The sequence below is a fragment of the Micrococcus sp. iso_26 genome, from assembly GCF_056172975.1.
The window spans coordinates 507,592-525,755 of sequence record NZ_CM149652.1; the positions used below are offsets into that span (position 1 = coordinate 507,592).

The following is an 18,164-nucleotide window of genomic DNA, read 5'->3' on the forward strand; positions in this document are numbered from 1 at the left end:
GCGGACGGACCCACTCGAGAGAGGCACGAGCATGGCTTCCCATCAGGCCGGCCGCGGGCGCGACGAGCGCGCCGGGGCGGAGGACTTCGAATCCGGGCTGGACTACGGCGCGTTCGTCGAGGACGACGCCGCCGACGATCCGAACCGCACCCAGGCGCTGCCCGCCATGGGCCGGGACGACGACGGCGGCGCCCAGCACACCTCGGCGCTCAGCCCCGAGGACCTCGCCGCGCTGCGCGGCGGGGACGCGGCGGCCGCGGACCGACGCGACGCCGGCCGCCCGGCCGCGGACGCCGACCGCGACATCGTCGCCTCCCGGGCCGTGCCCGAGGGCGGCCGGCGGCCGCTGCCCGGCGCCGACGAGCTCGGCCCGCTGAGCGCCGCCGTCGGGGCCCGCGCGGCGGGGTCGAGCGCCGCCGCCCCGGTCGACCGCTACCCCGAGGACGGCACGGCCGCCCCCGTGGCCCAGGCGGCGGCCCTGCAGGGCCCCACGCCGGAGGAACGCGCGCGCCTGCCCAAGGCGGGCCCGCGCCTGGCGCAGGTGCTGCTGGCGATCCTCGCCCCGCTCGCCCTGCTGCTGGCCACCGTCCGCCTCGTGGCGAGCCCGGTGTTCCTGTGGCTGGAGTACCACCGGCCCGGGTTCCCCGCGGACCGGTTCGGCTTCACCCTCGCCGACCGCATGCACTACGGCTCCGCCGGGCTGGACTACGTGACCAACCTGGCCGGGCCGCGGTATCTCAGCAGCCTCACGCACCAGGGCGCGCCGCTCTTCACCGAGGTCGAGGTCGACCACATGACGGATGTGAAGACCGTGCTGTGGATCGCCGCCGCGGCGCTCGTGGTGCTCCTGGTGGTGTGCGCCCTGCTCATCGCGTCCCTGCTGCGCACCAGCCCCGGCGGGGTGCGCCGCGCCCTGTTCGCCGGTGCCGTGTGGCTGCCGCTCGCGGTGATCGCGCTCGCGGTCCTGGCGGTGCTGGGCTGGGAGACGTTCTTCGCTGGCTTCCACTCGCTGTTCTTCGCGGACGGCACGTGGACGTTCTCCGTGCGGGACGCTCTCATCCGCCTCTACCCCCAGCAGTTCTGGGTGGACGCGGCCGTGGTGGTCGGGCTGGTGACCCTGCTGGCGTCCCTCGTGACGCTCGTGCTCACGTGGCCCACGCGCCGCCGTCGTGAGCTGAGCGCGGACCGCCGCGAGCAGCTGCTGCGCACCCGCCTGCGCTGGGCTCGGGAGGACGACGCCGTGGTGCGCTGACCGCCGCCGGACGGCACCGGGTACGGGCCGGGAGGACGAGGCGTCCTCCCGGCCCGTCGTCGTCCGGGGGGCGCGGGGTCAGCGGCGGTAGAGGGCCTCGACGTCCTCGGCGTGGTCCTCGATCACCTGGGCCCGCTTGAGCTTCTGGGACTGGGTGACGTGCCCGGAGTCCTCGGTGAACGGGTGGTCCAGGATGCGGAAGCGGCGGATGGACTCGGCGCGGGAGACGCCCGCGTTGACCTGGTCCACCGCCTCCTGGATCGAGGCCAGCACGGTGGGGTCCGTCGCGGCCTCGGCCGGAGTGAGGGTGAGCTCGCGGTCCAGGGCCCACTGGGTGAAGGCCTCGGCGTCCAGGGTGATGAGGGCGCCCACGAACGGACGGTTCTCCCCGACCACCACGACGTGCTCGATGAGCCGGTGCTGGCGCAGCGCCTCCTCCATGGGCGTCGGGTACACGTTCTTGCCGCCGGCGGTGATGATCACGTCCTTCTTGCGGCCGGTGATCCGCAGGAAGCCGTGCTCGTCCAGCGCGCCGATGTCCCCGGTGCGGAAGAAGTCGTCCTCCATCGCCTCCGCCGACGCCTTCGGCATGCCGTGGTAGCCGTCGAAGACCACGGGGCCGCGGATGAGGATCTCGCCGTCCTCGGCGATCTTCACCGTCACCCCGGCCACGGGCAGGCCCACGGTGCCGACGCGGTGCGCGCCGGGGATGTTCACGGTGGCCGGCGCGGTGGTCTCCGTGAGGCCGTAGCCCTCCACGATCGGGATGCCGGCGCCGCGGAAGAAGTGCACCAGCTCCGGGGAGAGGGCGGACGCGCCGGACACGCACGAGATCACCTCGCCGCCGAGGGCCTCCCGGATCTTGCGATAGACCAGCCGGTCGAACAGCGCACGCCGGGCGCGCAGCAGGGCCGAGGGGCCGGGGCCGTCCCCGAACTCGGCCTCGTCCACGGCCGTGGACCACTCGATGGCGGTGCGCTTGGCGGCCGCGTAGATCCGCCCGGTGCCGCCCTTCCGGGCCTTGGCCTCGATGCCGGCCTCGACCTTCTCGAACACGCGCGGCACGGCCAGCAGCCACGTGGGGTGGAAGGAGGCGAGGTCGCCGAGCAGCGTGGCCGGGGAGCCCGAGTGGGCCACCTGGATGCGGGCGTACAGGCAGATGACCTGGACGGCGTGGGCCAACACGTGGGCCAGCGGGAGGAAGAGCAGGGTGCGCGACGTCGTCGTCTCCGGGGACCACTGGACCACCTCGCGCGCGAAGTGCAGCACGTTGATGGCCGCGCCCACGAAGTTGCCGTGCGTGATCACGGCGCCCTTCGGGCGGCCGGTGGTGCCGGAGGTGTAGACGATCGAGGCGGGACTGGCGAGGGTCGCCAGGGAGCGGGCGTGCTCGACGGCGTCGTCCGACACGAACGCGCCGGCCTCCGCCAGCTCCGCCAGCCCCGCGTCCGTCAGCGGGAACGTCGCCACGTCCACGCCCGCGTGCTCGGCGGCCTCGGCGACACGCTCGCCGAGCTCCTCGCTGCCGACGGCGACCACCCGCAGGCCCGAGTCCGTGACGATGTGCTCCACCTGGTGGGCCGAGGAGGTCTCGTAGATCGGCACGGAGACGGCGCCGGCGAACCACACGGCCTGGTCGAGGACGGCCCATGCGTAGGAGGTGGGGGAGAACAGGCCCACCCGGTCCCCGGGCTGGACGCCGCGGGCGATCAGGCCGGCCGCCACGGCGCGCACCTGGGTGAGGAACGCGGTGAAGTGGACGTCCACCCAGCCGCCCGCGCCGTTGCGCACGGCGTACACGGGGGCGTCCGGCCGGTCGGCACAGGAGGCGACGATCAGGTCCGTGATGGTGGAGTCCGCCGGCGGCATGCCGACGAGCTCGGTGGCGGACTCATGGACGGGGCTCTGGTTCTGCACGGTCCGAGCGTATCCATTTCCGGGCGTGCGGCGCGCGGTCGGGCACGCCCGCGCCCGCGACGCGGCCGTCAGATCCAGCTGCTGAACCACATCCGCCAGCGCCACTGGTCGTACGGGATGACGTCGCCGATCCACACGGGCAGGAAGAACAGGGACACGGCGACGGCGATCGTCACGTACGCCAGCACCAGGGCCGAGCCCCAGCGGGGCCCGGGCCGGCGGCCCGGCCGCAGCAGCAGCGAGAGCGCCAGGGCGATCATCATCACGAGGAAGGGCTCGTAGGCGATCGTGTAGAAGAAGAACATGGTCCGCTCGGGCCACAGGAACCACACCAGCTGCCCGGCCGCGTAGGCGCCGAGCAGGGCGCCGGCCCGCCAGTCCCGGTGGCGCACCAGCAGCCACACGCACACGAGGACGGCGGCCAGGCCCGTCCACCACACGAACGGGTTGGCGATGTCCGTGATGGCTGCCGAGCACGCGCCCGCGGCGTCCGCCGGGCAGATCCCCTCGCCGGGCTCTGCGCCCTCGTAGTAGTAGCTCACGGGCCGGCCCATGAACGGCCAGGTCCACGGGTTGGCGGCGTAGTCGTGGGGGCTGGTGAGGCCCTGGTGGAAGGTCGTGGACTCCACGTGGTAGTGCCACAGGGAGCGCAGCGGGCCGGGGACCAGCCCGGCGAGCAGGCCCTCCGGCGGGTTGTCCCGGTGCCAGTCCCGGTAGTAGCCGCCCTCCGTGACGAACCAGCCGGTCCACGAGGCCAGGTAGGCGACCAGGCCGCCGCCCACCACGGCCACGAACGCGTACAGGCCGTCCTTCTCGACGCCGGCCCACGCCCAGCGCCGCACCCCGGCGGTCCGGCGCGCGGACATGTCCCACAGGACCGTGAGCAGGCCGAAGGCCGCCATGAACGCCAGCCCGGAGAGCTTCACGGCGCAGCCGGCGCCCAGCAGCACGCCCGCCAGCAGACGCCACGGGCGCCAGCCGAGCCACGGCCCGCTGGCCAGGGCGTCGCGTCCCCGCCGGGCGACGTCGTGGGCGAGCCGCTCCGCGAGCAGCCGCCGCCCGTGGGCGCGGTCCGCCAGGAGCGCGGCGAAGGCCGCGAGCACGAAGAACGAGAGGAAGATGTCCAGCAGCCCGATGCGGGACATCACCAGGTGGTGGCCCTCCACGGCCAGCAGCAGACCGGCGACCGCGCCCAGGGACACCGAGCGCAGCAGGTGCTGCGTGGCGAGGGCGACCAGCAGGACGGAGAGCGTGCCGGCCACCGCGGCGCTGAACCGCCAGCCCACCCCGTTGTCCGGGCCGAACGCGAGCATGCCCAGGCCGATCAGCCACTTGCCCAGCGGCGGGTGCACCACGTAGGCGGCCCCCTCGAGCGGCTCCGCCTCGCCGCGCGCGAACGCGTCGTTGACGTCCTCGTCCCATCGCCGCTCGTAGCCGGACTCCAGGAGGGAGTAGGCGTCCTTGGGGTAGTAGGTCTCGTCGAAGATCAGCTGGTCCGGGTGGGCCAGGTTCGTGAACCGCAGGACGCCGGCGATCACCGTGACCAGCAGCGGCAGGATCCAGTGCCACCGCGTCAGGGGTGCCGCACTCACCCCGAGGCGGGCGCGCAGGGCGGCGACGCCGAAGGGGCCGTCGTCGACCGCGACGGCGGCGGGGCGGGGGGCGAGGGCGGTGGCGGGCACGGGCTCCATGCTAGGCGGCGGGGTGGAGCAGGCCCCCTCGACGTGCGGTCTGCTCTCAGACGTGGCCGAGCGGCCACCGGCGGCGCACGGCGGGCGGGAGGAACCCTGCGACGTGCCGGATCCGGTCCTTGTGGGGGCGGAGCCGGAACTTGACCGCTGCCAGCGTGTCCATCGAGCGTTCCCGCCAGGCACGGCGGGCGCCCCTCAGGGGGCTGCGCACTCTGACGTGATACTTGTCCAGGAGCGGCTCAGGGACGATCTCCTGTCCGATGTCGAAGCGGTCGGCGAAGCGGGCGATGCCGAGCTCCTTGTCCGGATAACCCGTGAAGTGCATGACGAACGCGTCCGTCAGGGAGTCCTCGTAGTAGTGCCCGCGCGAGTTCAGCTCTCGGTGGCCGACGATCCGGACGCGCTCGGCGTGCCCGCCCGTCTGGATGGCCCACCACATCTGATCCTGGTCGCCGTGGGTGAAGAGACCGTCGCGATCGTCGTCCCACCAGGCCCGGACCGTGGCCAGGTCCGCTGTCGAGGTGGACTCCACGATCGCGCGCGCCGTCTCGTCGTTCCGGAGCAGCATGACCCCGGTGTTGATGCGTGACCAGAACCCGTTCGGCTCTGTGGGCCCTTCGGCGATGACCAGGCTGATGTCGTCACGTTCGGCCTCGGAGATCAGGCGTCGGAGGGTGTCCGCGTCGAAGTCGGTGAAGAAGGCATCGTCGTCCATCCACACGAGCCAGTCATAACGCGGGAGCAGTCGGCGGAGGATGGCGACCTTGTAGTCGAACTTGGTGACGATATGCGGGTCGATGCCCGTCTCAAGCCGGTAGTCCAGCCCGTGCTCTCGAGCGTAGATCGCGTGGTTGACGTAGGAGCGCAGACGAATCTCGTCGCCACCGGACGTGATGCAGATGCGGGGCTCGACGGGCATGGTCCTGACCTTCCGGAGAGGCGTGGGCCCGGGCGGGCTCGGGGCGGTGCCTCTACGATCTTGACATATGACCCCGAGACCGACTGATCTGCCGTCCCCGTCCGGTCGCATCGTCCTGGCCGCCACCCCCATCGGCAACCTCGGGGACGCGTCCGCGCGCCTGCGTGAGCTGCTGGCGGAGGCGGACGTGATCGCTGCCGAGGACACCAGGACCGCGCGGCGCCTGTGCGCCGGCCTGGGCCTCACCCCGACGGGCAGGGTGGTGGCCCATCACGAGCACAACGAGGCGGCCTCCGCCCAGGGGCTGCTGGACCAGGTGCGGGGCGGTGCCACGGTGGCGGTGGTCTCGGACGCGGGCATGCCCACGGTCTCGGACCCGGGGTACCGGCTCGTGGCGGCCGCGGTGTCCGCTGGGCTGCCCGTGACCTGCGCGCCCGGCCCCTCCGCCGTGACCACCGCGCTCGCCCTGTCCGGCCTGCCGACGGATCGGTTCGCCTTCGACGGCTTCGTCCCCCGCAAGGACGGGGAACGACGGCGATGGCTCACCTCCCTGCTCACCGAGGCGCGCACCGTGGTCGCCTTCGAGTCGCCGCAGCGTCTGACGGACGCGCTGGCCGTCGTCGTGGAGGTCCTCGGTGCGGAGCGGCCGGTGTGCGTGGCCCGCGAGCTCACCAAGCTGCACGAGGAGGTGGTGCGCGGCACCGCGGCCGAGGTGCATGCCTGGGCTGCGGAGCGGCACGCGGGGGAGGGGATCCGCGGGGAGATCGTGCTGGTGATCGGGCCGCCCGCACCCGGCGCCGAGGGCGAGACGTCCGAGGCGGACGCCGTCGCCGAGGTGGCGGTGCTGGTGGAGTCCGGCACCCGGCTCAAGGAGGCCGTGGCCGCGGTGGCCGGAGCCCACGGGATGCGGAGCCGGGAGCTCTACCAGGCGGTGCTCGCGGCCCGGGGCTGACACGTCCCCGGCTGCACAGCCAGCAGCCGCCTACCGCGTGAACGGTCGATTCACAACGGGTCTCTCAAGCGTGAATAATTACAGCTTCCACGACTCGTCGGTTGTGGCAGGACCGCTACTATGACAGGGTGCCTCATGCCTGTGGAGGTGCCCCAGGTCATCAGAAGCGCCACGAAAGGCATTGGCATGGTCAACGAAACTCGAGTGATCTCGCGTCGGCAAGTAACCAAGGGTGTCACCTGGTCCGTCCCTGCGATCGCTGCCACCGCCGCAGCCCCGGCCTTTGCTGTATCGAACGTTGGCGTGGTTGCCGGCGCAACTCTGTACGCGAACCCGCTCATGACGAACTACGTCCAGCCGCAAAACGGTACGACCGCGCTCTATCTGAACGCCACACCGGGTGTGGGTATCCCCGATGCCACGGCCTGCCAATCCGTCCAGAACAAGAAGATCTCGATCGTCTACACGGCTCCTGCGGGCATCGTCGACTTCCGCAAGGTCCTGAACGCTCAGAAGGCCGGCACCCCCTACAACACCTACACGAACGGCAGCGTGGGCGACAGCAAGACCTTCTACACGTTGAAGGTCGGAGACCGCTTCGTGACCGGCACCAACCCCGCATACTGGGAAGTCACCAAGCTGGCCTCGGACGGGTCCTCCATCACCCTGACGTATTCAGCACCCATTACCGGCTGCTATTACTACGCACAGCCGTCATTCAATCCCTACTTCTGGGCCAAGGACGTGGCGTCCATGCTCAACCAGGTCCACCTCACCGCGTATATCGGCACGCAGCGCGTCGCGTTCGAGAAGGGGGCGGGGACGAACGTCACCTGGTCTGACGATCGCCTCGAGATCATCGGCCCCAAGACGACGAACTGACTCGAGTCTCTCTCAACCCACGTGTCAGCGAGGGGTGGCTGCAGCCTTCTGCAGCCACCCCTCGCTGCATTCCTGGGCGTTGCTCCCACCTGCTGGAGCCGCCACGAGCCGAGGGCTCGATGGAGTCGTCGGGTGTTCCACCCGGTGACCCAGTCCAGGATCGCGACCTCGATGGCGATCGCGGAGGGCCCTGGTGGCCCGTACCGGTTGCACCAGACCCTCAGTGTCTGCACGCCGACGCCGAGGTGTGGCGCGACAGCGCGGATCGACTCCCCTCTCGGAGCATCTTCGAGTCCCTGTCGGTCATGGGCAGTGCGACCGGCACGCTCACGTACCCCGGGACTGAGCGTCGCGGGCGCACGCCGCTTCTCCTCGCCGCGACTCAGAACGAAACCCCGATCGCTTCACCCCCACGGAGGTTCTCTCCGTCGTCACCGCGCAACGGTCGCCAACGTGCTGGTCGGGTGCAGCTAGGATCGACCGTGGAGCCCCTGCCAACCGCCGCCGGACGGCGTCGGAATACCCGTGCCCGTCCACCCGTTCCCCTGAGGGACGCGGGGCGTGCCGCCTCCGACCACCGACCCCGAAAGAGGTGCATCATGACCGTGACCGCTGAGCGCGAGAAGGCGCTGCTGGAGTCCGTCCCCACCGGCCTGCTGATCGACGGCGAGTGGCGCGATGCCTCCTCCGGCAAGACCTTCGACGTGAAGGACCCGGCCACCGGCAAGGTCATCGCGAGCCTGCAGGACGCGAACTCCGACGACGCCATGGCCGCCTTCAACGCCGCCTGCGCCGCGCAGGCCGACTGGGCCCGCACCCCGGCCAAGGAGCGCGCCGACATCCTGCGCCGCGCCTACGATCTGATCAACGAGCGCGCCGAGGACTTCGCGCTGCTGATGACCCTCGAGATGGGCAAGCCGCTCGCCGAGGCCCGCGGCGAGGTCACGTACGGCAACGGCTTCCTGCGCTGGTTCTCGGAGGAGGCCGGCCGCCACTACGGCCGCACCCTGACCGTGCCCGAGGGCACGCTGCGCATGCAGGTGCACCACCGCCCGGTGGGCCCGTGCCTGCTGATCACCCCGTGGAACTTCCCGCTGGCCATGGCCACCCGCAAGGTGGGCCCCGCCGTCGCCGCCGGCTGCACCATGGTCCTCAAGGCCGCCAAGCTGACCCCGCTGACCACCCAGCTGTTCGCGCAGGTGATGCAGGAGGCCGGCCTGCCCAAGGGCGTGCTCAACGTCGTGGCGGGCTCCTCCGCCTCGTCGATCTCCACCCCGATCCTGCAGGACCGGCGGCTGCGCAAGGTGTCCTTCACCGGTTCCACGCCGGTCGGTGTGCGCCTCATGAAGGACGCGGCGGACAACGTGCTGCGCACGTCGATGGAGCTCGGCGGCAACGCCCCGCTCATCGTCTTCGAGGACGCGGACCTGGACGCCGCCGTCGAGGGTGCCTTCGCCGCGAAGATGCGCAACATGGGCGAGGCCTGCACCGCCGCCAACCGCTTCCTCGTGCACGAGGACGTGGCCGAGGAGTTCACGCAGAAGTTCGTGGCCAAGCTCGAGGCGCTCAAGCCCCTGCGCGGCACCGACCCGGAGTCCACCCTCGGCCCGATCGTGGACGAGGGCGCGCGCGACGACATCGACCAGCTCGTCCAGGACGCCGTGGCGGCCGGCGGCGAGGTGCTCACCGGCGGCCACAAGATCGAGGGCGACGGCTACTTCTATGCGCCGACCGCGATCAAGGTGGAGAAGGGCAACCCGATCCTCCAGCAGGAGATCTTCGGCCCCGTGGCCCCGATCGTGACCTTCTCCTCCGAGGAGGAGGCCATCGAGATGGCCAACGACACCGAGTACGGCCTCGCCTCCTACGTGTTCACCAAGGATCAGGCGCGGATGTACCGCGTGGCCGAGAGCATCGAGTTCGGCCTCATGGGCTACAACGTGGGCGTCATCTCCAACCCGGCCGCGCCGTTCGGCGGCGTGAAGCAGTCGGGCCTGGGCCGCGAGGGCGGCGCCGAGGGCATCGAGGAGTACACCTCGGTGCAGTACATCGGCATCGCCGACCCGTGGGCGGCCGCAAAGGCCTGACCCTCGCGCCGAGCCGTTCCCTCCGGGGGCGGTATCGGGTGGTATCCGACGTGGATACCACCCGATACCGCCCCCGAGGCGTGTCGGGGGGGGCGGGCTCGGCTCCCTAGAGTGGGGTGCATGGCCCACGCATCCGAGACCCCGCTCGCCTACCGCGCCCCCGCCCAGCAGCCGGACGACGACGGCGGCCCGCGCCGGGACGCGCGGGAGGAGAAGTCGGGACGTCGGCGGCGCCTCGAGTACCCGCCCGCACCGGAGCCGCTGCCGGTGCCCGTCGTGGACAACCACACGCACCTGGACTTCCGCGACGGCCTGGTCCGCGTGGACGTCCACCAGGCGATGGACGCGGCGGAGGCCGTGGGCGTGGTCGGCGCGGTCCAGGTGGGCTGCGACGTCGCCTCGGCCCGGTTCACGATCGCGGCGATCGAGGCCGAGCCCCGCCTGCTCGGGGCCGTGGCGCTGCACCCCAACGACGCGGCCCGGCTGGCCGAGCGCGGCGAGTTCGAGGAGGCGTTCGCGCAGATCGCGGAGCTCGCCCGCCACCCCCGCGTGCGCGCGGTGGGTGAGACGGGCCTCGACTACTTCCGGACGCAGGACGAGGCCGGCCACGCCGCGCAGCAGGAGTCCTTCCGCCGGCACATCCGACTCGCCCGCGAACTCGGCACGGCCCTGCAGATCCACGACCGGGACGCGCACGACGACGTCGTCCGGATCCTGCTCGAGGAGGCGGCCGACGGCGGGCTGCCCCCGCACGTGGTGTTCCACTGCTTCTCCGGCGGGCCCGAACTGGCCCGCACGTGCGCCGAGCACGGCTGGCACATGTCCTTCGCCGGGCCTGTCACCTTCAAGGCCAACGACGAGCTGCGCGAGGCGCTGCGGATCGCCCCGGCCGAGCTGCTGCTCGTGGAGACGGACGCGCCCTTCCTCACGCCGCATCCGCATCGGGGTCGCCCCAACGCGCCCTACCTGATCCCGCTGACCCTGCGGGGCATGGCGGAGACGCGCGGCGACGACGTGGACGCCCTCGCCCGCGCGGTGAGCGAGAACACCGCCCGGGTGTACGGCTCGTTCTGAGCCGATCCAGACCCGGCCCCTAGGATGGACGACGTGCTGACCCGACTCCTCAAAGCCCGGCTGCCCGAGGGAACGCAGTACCTGGTGGACCGCCCCATGCGGATCCGCCTCGTGTTCGTGGTCCTCGGGTCCGTCCTCGTGGCCGGCCTCGAGATGGTGGCGCTCGCCTCGATCCTCCCGCTGGTCAGCCTGCTGACCTCGGGTGAGCTGGACTCCCCGGCGCTCGAAGGGCTGCTGGCCCGGTTCGGGGCCGTGACGGTGCCGGAGCAGACGGTGGCCTTCGCCGTCGTGATCGTGCTGGCCTTCCTGCTCAAGGCGATCCTGGTGCTCGCGTTCCGCTGGTGGACCATGGGGTTCACCAACCAGAACCTCATCCGCACGTCCGCCACGCTGCTGCGCTACTACCTGCGGGCCGACTACGGCCTGCACCTGACGCGCACGGTCGGCACCCTGGTCAACAACGTCACCGGCACCTCCAGCATGGCCTACACGGGCGTGGTGAACGCGTCTGTCACGTTCCTCACGGAGGCCGTGACGCTCGTCGCGGTGGCGGTCGTGGTGGGCGTCGCCATGCCGCTGACGGGGCTCGGGATGGCCCTGTACTTCCTCGCCGTCGCCTGGGTGATCAAGACCGTGATCCGCCGCCCGGCCTCCCGCTTGGGCTGGACCCTGGTGACCGCGGGGGAGCGGGCCAACACGGCGGCGCTGCAGGGCCTGGAGAACTACAAGGACGTGAAGATCCGCGGCAACGACTCGGCCTTCATGGAGGAGTACCGCGCGGCCCGCATGGAGAGCGCCGAAGCCACGCGGCTCAAGATGATCCTCACGATGATGCCGCGCTACGTGCTCGAGGTCGCCTTCGTGGCCGCCATCGCGGCGCTCGTGGCCGTGGCCTTCATCCAGGGCCGCGGCGGGGAGGCGTTCGGCTCGCTCGCCCTGCTCGCGATGGCCGGCTTCCGCGTGCTGCCGTCCATGGCGGCGCTCATGGCCACCACCAACGAGATCCGCACGTCCTGGCCGGCCTTCGAGCGCACGACGGCGGAGCTCGCCGCCGCGCAGCCGGTCCTGCACGCGGCGGACCGGCCCTACGAGCGCGTCACGTTCGAGGAGGCCATCGAGGTGCGGGACGCGTCCTTCACCTACCCCGGCAAGGCCGAACCGGTCCTGCGCGACATCGACCTGCGCATCCCCTTCGGGTCCTCGTACGCCTTCGTGGGCGGCAGCGGTGCCGGCAAGACCACCCTGGTGGACCTGGTCATCGGCTTCCACCACGCCCAGCGCGGTGGGGTCTACGTGGACGGGGTGGAGCTCGAGGCCAACCCGCGGGGGTGGTGGGACAACGTGGCGTTCGTCCCGCAGTCCGTCACCGTGGTCAACGGAACGGTGCTGCACAACGTGCTCCTGGACGTCGAGGCCGCCCAGACGGCGGACCGGGCCGAGGTGGAGCGCGTGCTGCGCGAAGCCCAGCTGGGCCAGTGGCTGGACGAGCTCCCCGACGGCCTGGACACCGTGATCGGCGAAGGGGCCGTGGGCGTCTCCGGCGGCCAGCGCCAGCGCCTGGGCATCGCGCGCGCGCTCTTCCGGCGCCCCCGCCTCCTCGTGCTCGACGAGGCGACGTCGGCCCTCGACAACCTCACGGAACGCCGGGTGACCGAGGTGATCGAGTCGCTGCGCGGCCGGATCACGGTCATCGTGGTCGCCCACCGTCTCTCCACGGTCAAGCGCTGCGATCAGATCGTGCTGATGGACCAGGGGCGGATCATCGGCCAGGGCACGTTCGCCGGGCTGCAGGAGACGAGCCCCGAGTTCCGCGAGCTCGTCCGGCTCGGTGACCTCTCCACCTGAGCGGACCCCGCGCCGCTGCGTCCCGGCTACCCCGTCCGGCGCCCCGATAGACTCGCGGGCATGGTCCAGCCCTCCCCGCACCCCGCCCCCGCCCCGCTGCTGAGCGCCGCGGACGTGCGGCGCATCGCCGCCGAGCTGGACCTGCGTCCCACTAAGCAGTGGGGCCAGAACTTCGTGATCGACCCGAACACGATCCGGCGCATCGTGCAGGCCGCGGACGTGACCGCGGACGAGCACGTGCTGGAGATCGGCCCCGGACTGGGCTCGCTCACCCTCGGCCTGCTGGACGCGGCCGCCGCCGTCACCGCCGTCGAGATCGACCCGGTCACCGCCGCCCGCCTGCCGCGCACCGCCGCCGAGTTCCGCCCCGGGGCCGAGGACGCCCTCGCCGTGCTGCACGCGGACGCCATGACGCTGAGCGAGCAGGCCCTGGCCGAGGTCCGGCCCGCTGCCGCCGCCGGCGGCCCCACCGCGCTCGTGGCGAACCTGCCCTACAACGTGGCCGTGCCCGTGCTGCTGCACGCGCTCGCGGTCCTGCCGGGGCTGCGGCACGGCCTGGTGATGGTGCAGGAGGAGGTCGCGGACCGTCTCGCGGCCGGGCCCGGATCCAAGGTCTATGGCGTCCCGTCCGCCAAGGCGGCGTGGTACGCGGACGTGCGCAAGGCGGGCACCATCGGCACCCAGGTGTTCTGGCCGGCTCCGCGCATCCACTCCGGGCTGGTCGCCTTCACCCGGCGCGAGCCGCCGGCGGGCGGCGCGTCCCGCCGGGAGGTCTTCGCCGTGGTGGACGCGGCCTTCGCCCAGCGCCGCAAGACCCTGCGCGCCGCGCTCGCCTCCTGGGCGGGGTCGCCGCAGGCGGCGGAGGACGCACTGGTGGCCGCCGGCGTGGACCCGCGTGCCCGCGGCGAGGCCCTGGACATCGCGGCCTTCGCGCGGATCGCCGAGCACGGCCCGCGGCGTGCGGCGGAGGAGGTGGTTGCATGACGACGGAGGACCTCGGCCTCGACCCCACGGCCCGGCACGTCACGGTCAGCGCCCCCGGCAAGGTGAACCTGTCCCTGCGGGTGGGACCCCCCGGCGCGGACGGCTACCACCCCGTGGCCACCGTGTACCTGGCCGTCAGCCTGCGGGAGACCGTCACGGCGATCGCGCGCACGGACGGGAGGATCACCGTCGGCCCGTCGGGCCGCCACATCAGTCTGGTGGACACCCAGGACGTGCCCTGGGACGAGCGCAACCTCGCGCACCGCGCCGCCGCGCACCTGCGGCGCACCCTCGGGCTCGATCCTGACACCCACGGCGTCCACCTCGAGGTCGCCAAGCAGGTCCCGGTCGCGGGCGGCATGGGCGGCGGCTCCGCCGACGCGGCCGCCGCGCTGCTCGCGTGCAGCGCCCTGTGGGAGACCGGGCACACCCGCGCCGAGCTCGCCGAGCTGGCCGCCCCGCTGGGCGCGGACGTGCCCTTCAGCGTGCTGGGCGGCGCCGCCGTCGGGCTCGGGACCGGGGCGGAGCTGACCCCCGTCGCGGCCCGCACCCCGGTGCACCTCGTCCTCGTCCCGGCGGACGCCGGGCTGTCCACCCCCGTGGTGTTCCAGACCCTGGACGAGCTGCGCCGGGAGGGCCACCTGCCCGACGGGCCGACGCGCCCGGAGGTGAACGAGGCCGTCCTGCGGGCCCTCACCGCGGCGGACCCGCTCGAACTCGCCACCGCCATGGACAACGACCTGCAGACCCCGGCCGTCGTCCTGTTCCCCGAGCTCTCGGACGTCCTCGACCTCGGTATGGACGAGGGCGCGCTGCGCGGCATGGTCTCCGGCTCCGGCCCCACCCTGCTCTTCGTGGCGCAGGATGAGGCCTCCGCGCTGCGGCTGGCCTCGGCCATCGAGGAGCGCACGGGCGTGCGCGCCCTCCCCGTCCACGGCCCCGTGCCCGGCGCCCACGTGCTCTGACACCCGGCGGCGCACCCCGCCGCACCCGACCACCCCTCCTCCGTCCGGAAAGGACCACCTCCTCCATGGCCCACCTGCTCGGCGCCGAGAACATCGGCATCGCCTTCGGAACCCGCACCGTCCTCGAGGGCCTCTCCCTCGGCGTGGATGAGGGGGACCGGATCGGACTCGTGGGCCGCAACGGCGACGGCAAGTCCACCCTCATGCGCATCCTCGCCGGCCTCCAGGAACCCGACACGGGCCGCGTCACCCGCCGCGGCGGCGTCCGCGTGGGCGTGCTGGACCAGCAGGACCGGCTCGACCCGGAGCACACCGTGCGTCAGGCCGTGGTCGGGGACGTGGACGACCACGTGTGGGCCTCGGACCCCAAGGCCCGGGACGTCCTGGGCGGTCTCCTCGACGGCTTCGACCTCGACCAGCCCGTGCGGGGCCTCTCCGGCGGCCAGCGCCGGCGCGTCGCCCTGGCCCGTCTGCTCGCCGGGGACGACGACGTCCTCTTCCTCGACGAGCCCACCAACCACCTGGACGTCGAGGGCGTCGCGTGGCTCGCCCGCCACCTGAAGCAGCGCTGGCGCCCCACCGACGGCGGCCTCGTGGTGGTCACCCACGACCGGTGGTTCCTCGACGAGGTCTGCACGCGCACGTGGGAGGTGCACGACGCCACGGTGGACCCGTTCGACGGCGGCTACGCGGCGTGGGTGCTCGCGCGCGCGGAGCGCTCCCGGCAGGCGGCGGTGACGGAGCAGAAGCGTCAGCAGCTCGTGAAGAAGGAGCTCGCCTGGCTGCGCCGTGGCGCCCCGGCGCGCACGTCCAAGCCGAAGTTCCGCATCGAGGCGGCCAACGCCATCATCCAGGACGTCCCCGCCCCGCGCGACTCGGTGTCCCTGGCGAAGATGGCCACGGCCCGGCTCGGCAAGGACGTCCTCGACCTCGAGCACGTGAGCCTGACGCTGGGGGAGAAGCCGATCCTCGACGACGTCACCCTGCGCCTGGCGCCCGGCGAGCGGCTCGGCGTGGTCGGCGTCAACGGTGCGGGCAAGTCGACCCTGCTGCGCCTGCTCGACGGCCGCATCGCTCCGGACTCGGGGCGGGTGAAGCGCGGCAAGACGGTGGTCTCGGCCACCCTCACCCAGGACGTGAAGGAGCTCGACGACGTCGCCCACCTGCGCGTCGCCGAAGTCATGGCCCGCGAAGGCTCGTCCTTCCAGGTCGGTGACCGCGAGATGTCCTCCGGCCAGCTGCTCGAGATGCTCGGCTTCGGCACCTCCCGGCAGTGGACTCAGGTCTCCGAGCTCTCGGGTGGCGAGCGCCGGCGCCTGCAGCTGCTGCGCCTGCTCGTGGGTGAGCCCAACGTCCTCATGCTCGACGAGCCGACCAACGACCTGGACACGGACACCCTGGCCGCCGTCGAGGACGTGCTGGACGGGTGGCCGGGGACCCTGGTGGTGGTCTCCCATGACCGTTACCTGCTCGAGCGCGTCACCGACCACCAGGTCGCCCTGCTCGGGGACGGCAAGGTCCGCGGCCTGCCCGGCGGGGTGGACCAGTACCTCGAGCTGCGCGCCGCGATGGACGACGCCGGCGGCCCGGCCCGGGGAGCCGGCGCAGCTCGGGGCCGCAACGACGTCGTCGGGACGTGCGCGGGCATGGGCGGGCCGGAGGAGGACACCGGGCCCACCGAGGCGGAGCGTCGGCTGGCCCGCAAGGAGATGGCCCGGCTCGAGAAGCAGATGACCCGGCTCCGGGACCGGAGGTCCGGCCTCGAGGCGCGGATGGCCGAGCTGGGGCAGGCGCAGGACTTCGACGCCCTCACCGCGGCCTCCGCCGACCTGAAGGACCTCGACGCGCAGCTGGACGTCCTGGAGGAGGAGTGGCTGCAGGCTGCTGAACTCGCCGAAGGGGACTGACGGGCGGGCGCGCACAGGAGAGTGCGGCAGGTCGCACAGCCGGCGACTGTTTCCGTCCTATAATCGGGGGCCGGGGCACGGCACCATGCCCGGCCCACATGACGTGGACCATCCCCCCGCGTCAGGACGGAGGAGCAGAGCGTGTTCGCGAGCCCCGGTGACGAGTCGACCACGCTTCGCATGGGCTCGACCGCCCGCGGTCGTGTCCTGGGCCGGCCCTGGGAGCGAGGCCTTCCACGACTCGTCCTGGTCGTGGACGTGGTCGCGGTCCTGCTCGCCACCTTCGTGTCGGCCCAGCTCCGCTTCGGCGGACCGCGGCGCACCACCCTCCCGGGCGCCGCACTCGTCGACTACAGCGTCATCAGCCTCGCGCTGAGCGCGGCCTGGGTGCTCGCGCTGACCATCCAAGGCTCCCGGGACATCCGGATCCTGGGGGTGGGCACCGAGGAGTACAAGCGGGTCCTGCAGGCCACCCTGTACCTCTTCGGCACCGTCGCGATCCTCGCCTATGCGGCAGGTCTCGAAGTGGCGCGCGGCTACGTGGGCCTGGCTCTGCCGCTGGGCGTGCTCCTGCTCCTGCTGGGCCGGTTCCTCGTGCGCGGGTGGGTGGCGCGGCAGCGACACCGCGGCAGGTTCCGGCGGCGGCTCCTGCTCGTCGGCGGCCCGAAGGCCGTCCGGCACATCTTCGAGGCCCTCGACTCCGAGGCCGGCGCCGGCTACGCCCCCGTGGCGGCGGCCCTCCCCGGATACAAGACCCGGCAGGAGGACTACCTCCCGATACCGGTCTCCACGGACCTGGACACCGTGGAGGACGTGGTCGCCCACGTGGAGGAGCGCGACGTCGAAGCCGTGGTGATCACCTCGGGCCACCCGTTCGTCCCCTCGGACGTCCGCCGACTGGGCTGGGAGCTGCAGGAGCGCGGCGTCTCCCTGATCATGGCACCCGCCCTCGTGGACGTCGCCGGACCCCGCCTCCACACGCAGCCCCTCGCGGGTCTGCCGCTCATCCACCTCTCCACCCCGCGCCTCTCCGAGGGCAAGGCGTTCGCCAAGCGGGCGTTCGACGTCGTCGCGTCGGGTCTGGGCCTGATCGCCATCTCGCCGCTGCTGGTCGCCGTTGCGATCGCGGTCAAGGCCACGGACGGCGGGCCGGTGCTGTTCCGGCAGGAGCGCATCGGTCTCGGCGGCAGGCCGTTCACCATGCTCAAGTTCCGTTCCATGGTGGTGGATGCCGAGGAGATCCGGCAGCGGCTCGTCTCGGACGGCGGGGATGCGGACGTGCTGTTCAAGATGAAGGACGACCCGCGCATCACCCGGGTCGGCAAGCTCATCCGCCGCACCAGCATCGACGAGCTGCCCCAGCTCGTGAACGTGCTGCGGGGGGACATGTCCCTCGTGGGCCCGCGGCCCCACCTGCCGCACGAGGTCGAGGCCTACGAGCAGTACGTGCACCGCCGCTTCCTGGTGCAGCCCGGCATCACGGGGCTGTGGCAGGTCTCCGGCCGGTCCGACCTCCCGTGGGAGGAGGCGGTCCGCCTGGACCTCTACTACGTGGAGAACTGGTCCATCCTGGGCGACCTCGTGATCCTGGGGCGGACCGTCAAGGCCGTGATCGCCGCCGACGGCGCCTATTGACCCCGGATCCGCGCGACCCGTGTGGAAGAATGGGCCGTCGTCGCCGCCCCCTGG

Annotated in this window: 13 protein-coding genes; 10 read left to right on the forward strand and 3 right to left on the reverse strand. The window is 72.4% G+C overall.

The genetic code is table 11. From position 1 onward, the window contains the following. Nucleotides 1–31: 31 nt before the first annotated feature. Nucleotides 32–1,252, forward strand: a complete 1,221-nt coding sequence (locus tag AC0VX0_RS02335) for a TIGR01906 family membrane protein (protein WP_144862091.1) — start codon at nucleotides 32–34, stop codon at nucleotides 1,250–1,252. Between the two features lie 78 nt (nucleotides 1,253–1,330). Here AC0VX0_RS02335 and AC0VX0_RS02340 read toward each other — a convergent pair whose 3' ends face one another. The 3 genes from AC0VX0_RS02340 to AC0VX0_RS02350 all read right to left on the reverse strand — a co-directional run bounded on the left by AC0VX0_RS02340 (nucleotide 1,331) and on the right by AC0VX0_RS02350 (nucleotide 5,779). Next, on the reverse strand, nucleotides 1,331–3,169 hold the full coding sequence (locus tag AC0VX0_RS02340) for an AMP-dependent synthetase/ligase (protein WP_144862089.1): 1,839 nt from the start codon (nucleotides 3,167–3,169) through the stop codon (nucleotides 1,331–1,333). Between the two features lie 68 nt (nucleotides 3,170–3,237). Continuing rightward, nucleotides 3,238–4,851 carry a dolichyl-phosphate-mannose--protein mannosyltransferase gene (locus AC0VX0_RS02345; RefSeq protein ID WP_376173849.1) on the reverse strand — a complete coding sequence of 538 codons (1,614 nt, stop codon included), beginning with the start codon at nucleotides 4,849–4,851 and terminating at the stop codon, nucleotides 3,238–3,240. A gap of 55 nt (nucleotides 4,852–4,906) precedes the next feature. Continuing rightward, the gene (locus AC0VX0_RS02350) at nucleotides 4,907–5,779 is read right to left on the reverse strand and encodes a hypothetical protein (RefSeq protein WP_186319467.1); all 873 of its coding nucleotides are present in this window, start codon (nucleotides 5,777–5,779) and stop codon (nucleotides 4,907–4,909) included. A 67-nt stretch (nucleotides 5,780–5,846) separates the two neighbouring features. On the opposite strand from AC0VX0_RS02350, the gene rsmI reads away from it, so the two are divergent. From rsmI to AC0VX0_RS02395, 9 genes are all read left to right on the forward strand, one after another. After that, entirely contained in the window at nucleotides 5,847–6,731 is an 885-nt protein-coding gene (gene rsmI, locus AC0VX0_RS02355) for a 16S rRNA (cytidine(1402)-2'-O)-methyltransferase (protein WP_144862084.1), read from the forward strand. 135 nt (nucleotides 6,732–6,866) lie between these two features. Beyond that, nucleotides 6,867–7,613: a hypothetical protein gene (locus AC0VX0_RS02360; protein ID WP_152634148.1), complete on the forward strand. Its 747-nt coding sequence runs from the start codon at nucleotides 6,867–6,869 to the stop codon at nucleotides 7,611–7,613. Between the two features lie 599 nt (nucleotides 7,614–8,212). Further along, the gene (locus tag AC0VX0_RS02365; RefSeq protein ID WP_144862286.1) at nucleotides 8,213–9,700 is read left to right on the forward strand and encodes an NAD-dependent succinate-semialdehyde dehydrogenase; all 1,488 of its coding nucleotides are present in this window, start codon (nucleotides 8,213–8,215) and stop codon (nucleotides 9,698–9,700) included. 120 nt (nucleotides 9,701–9,820) lie between these two features. Next, nucleotides 9,821–10,774: a TatD family hydrolase gene (locus AC0VX0_RS02370; RefSeq protein WP_136940072.1), complete on the forward strand. Its 954-nt coding sequence runs from the start codon at nucleotides 9,821–9,823 to the stop codon at nucleotides 10,772–10,774. Between the two features lie 24 nt (nucleotides 10,775–10,798). After that, complete coding sequence (locus tag AC0VX0_RS02375) at nucleotides 10,799–12,619, forward strand: ABC transporter ATP-binding protein (protein ID WP_233490701.1); 1,821 nt, start codon at nucleotides 10,799–10,801, stop codon at nucleotides 12,617–12,619. A gap of 60 nt (nucleotides 12,620–12,679) precedes the next feature. Beyond that, nucleotides 12,680–13,603: a 16S rRNA (adenine(1518)-N(6)/adenine(1519)-N(6))-dimethyltransferase RsmA gene (rsmA, locus tag AC0VX0_RS02380; protein ID WP_063189806.1), complete on the forward strand. Its 924-nt coding sequence runs from the start codon at nucleotides 12,680–12,682 to the stop codon at nucleotides 13,601–13,603. Beyond that, the gene (locus AC0VX0_RS02385; protein WP_036317411.1) at nucleotides 13,600–14,568 is read left to right on the forward strand and encodes a 4-(cytidine 5'-diphospho)-2-C-methyl-D-erythritol kinase; all 969 of its coding nucleotides are present in this window, start codon (nucleotides 13,600–13,602) and stop codon (nucleotides 14,566–14,568) included. Before rsmA ends, AC0VX0_RS02385 begins: the two co-directional genes overlap by 4 nt. Nucleotides 14,569–14,633: 65 nt before the next feature. Beyond that, nucleotides 14,634–16,475 carry an ABC-F family ATP-binding cassette domain-containing protein gene (locus tag AC0VX0_RS02390; RefSeq protein ID WP_159227972.1) on the forward strand — a complete coding sequence of 614 codons (1,842 nt, stop codon included), beginning with the start codon at nucleotides 14,634–14,636 and terminating at the stop codon, nucleotides 16,473–16,475. A gap of 141 nt (nucleotides 16,476–16,616) precedes the next feature. Continuing rightward, a complete protein-coding gene (locus AC0VX0_RS02395) occupies nucleotides 16,617–18,110 on the forward strand; it encodes a sugar transferase (protein WP_095695414.1) in 1,494 nt (497 codons plus the stop codon). Nucleotides 18,111–18,164 lie beyond the last annotated feature (54 nt).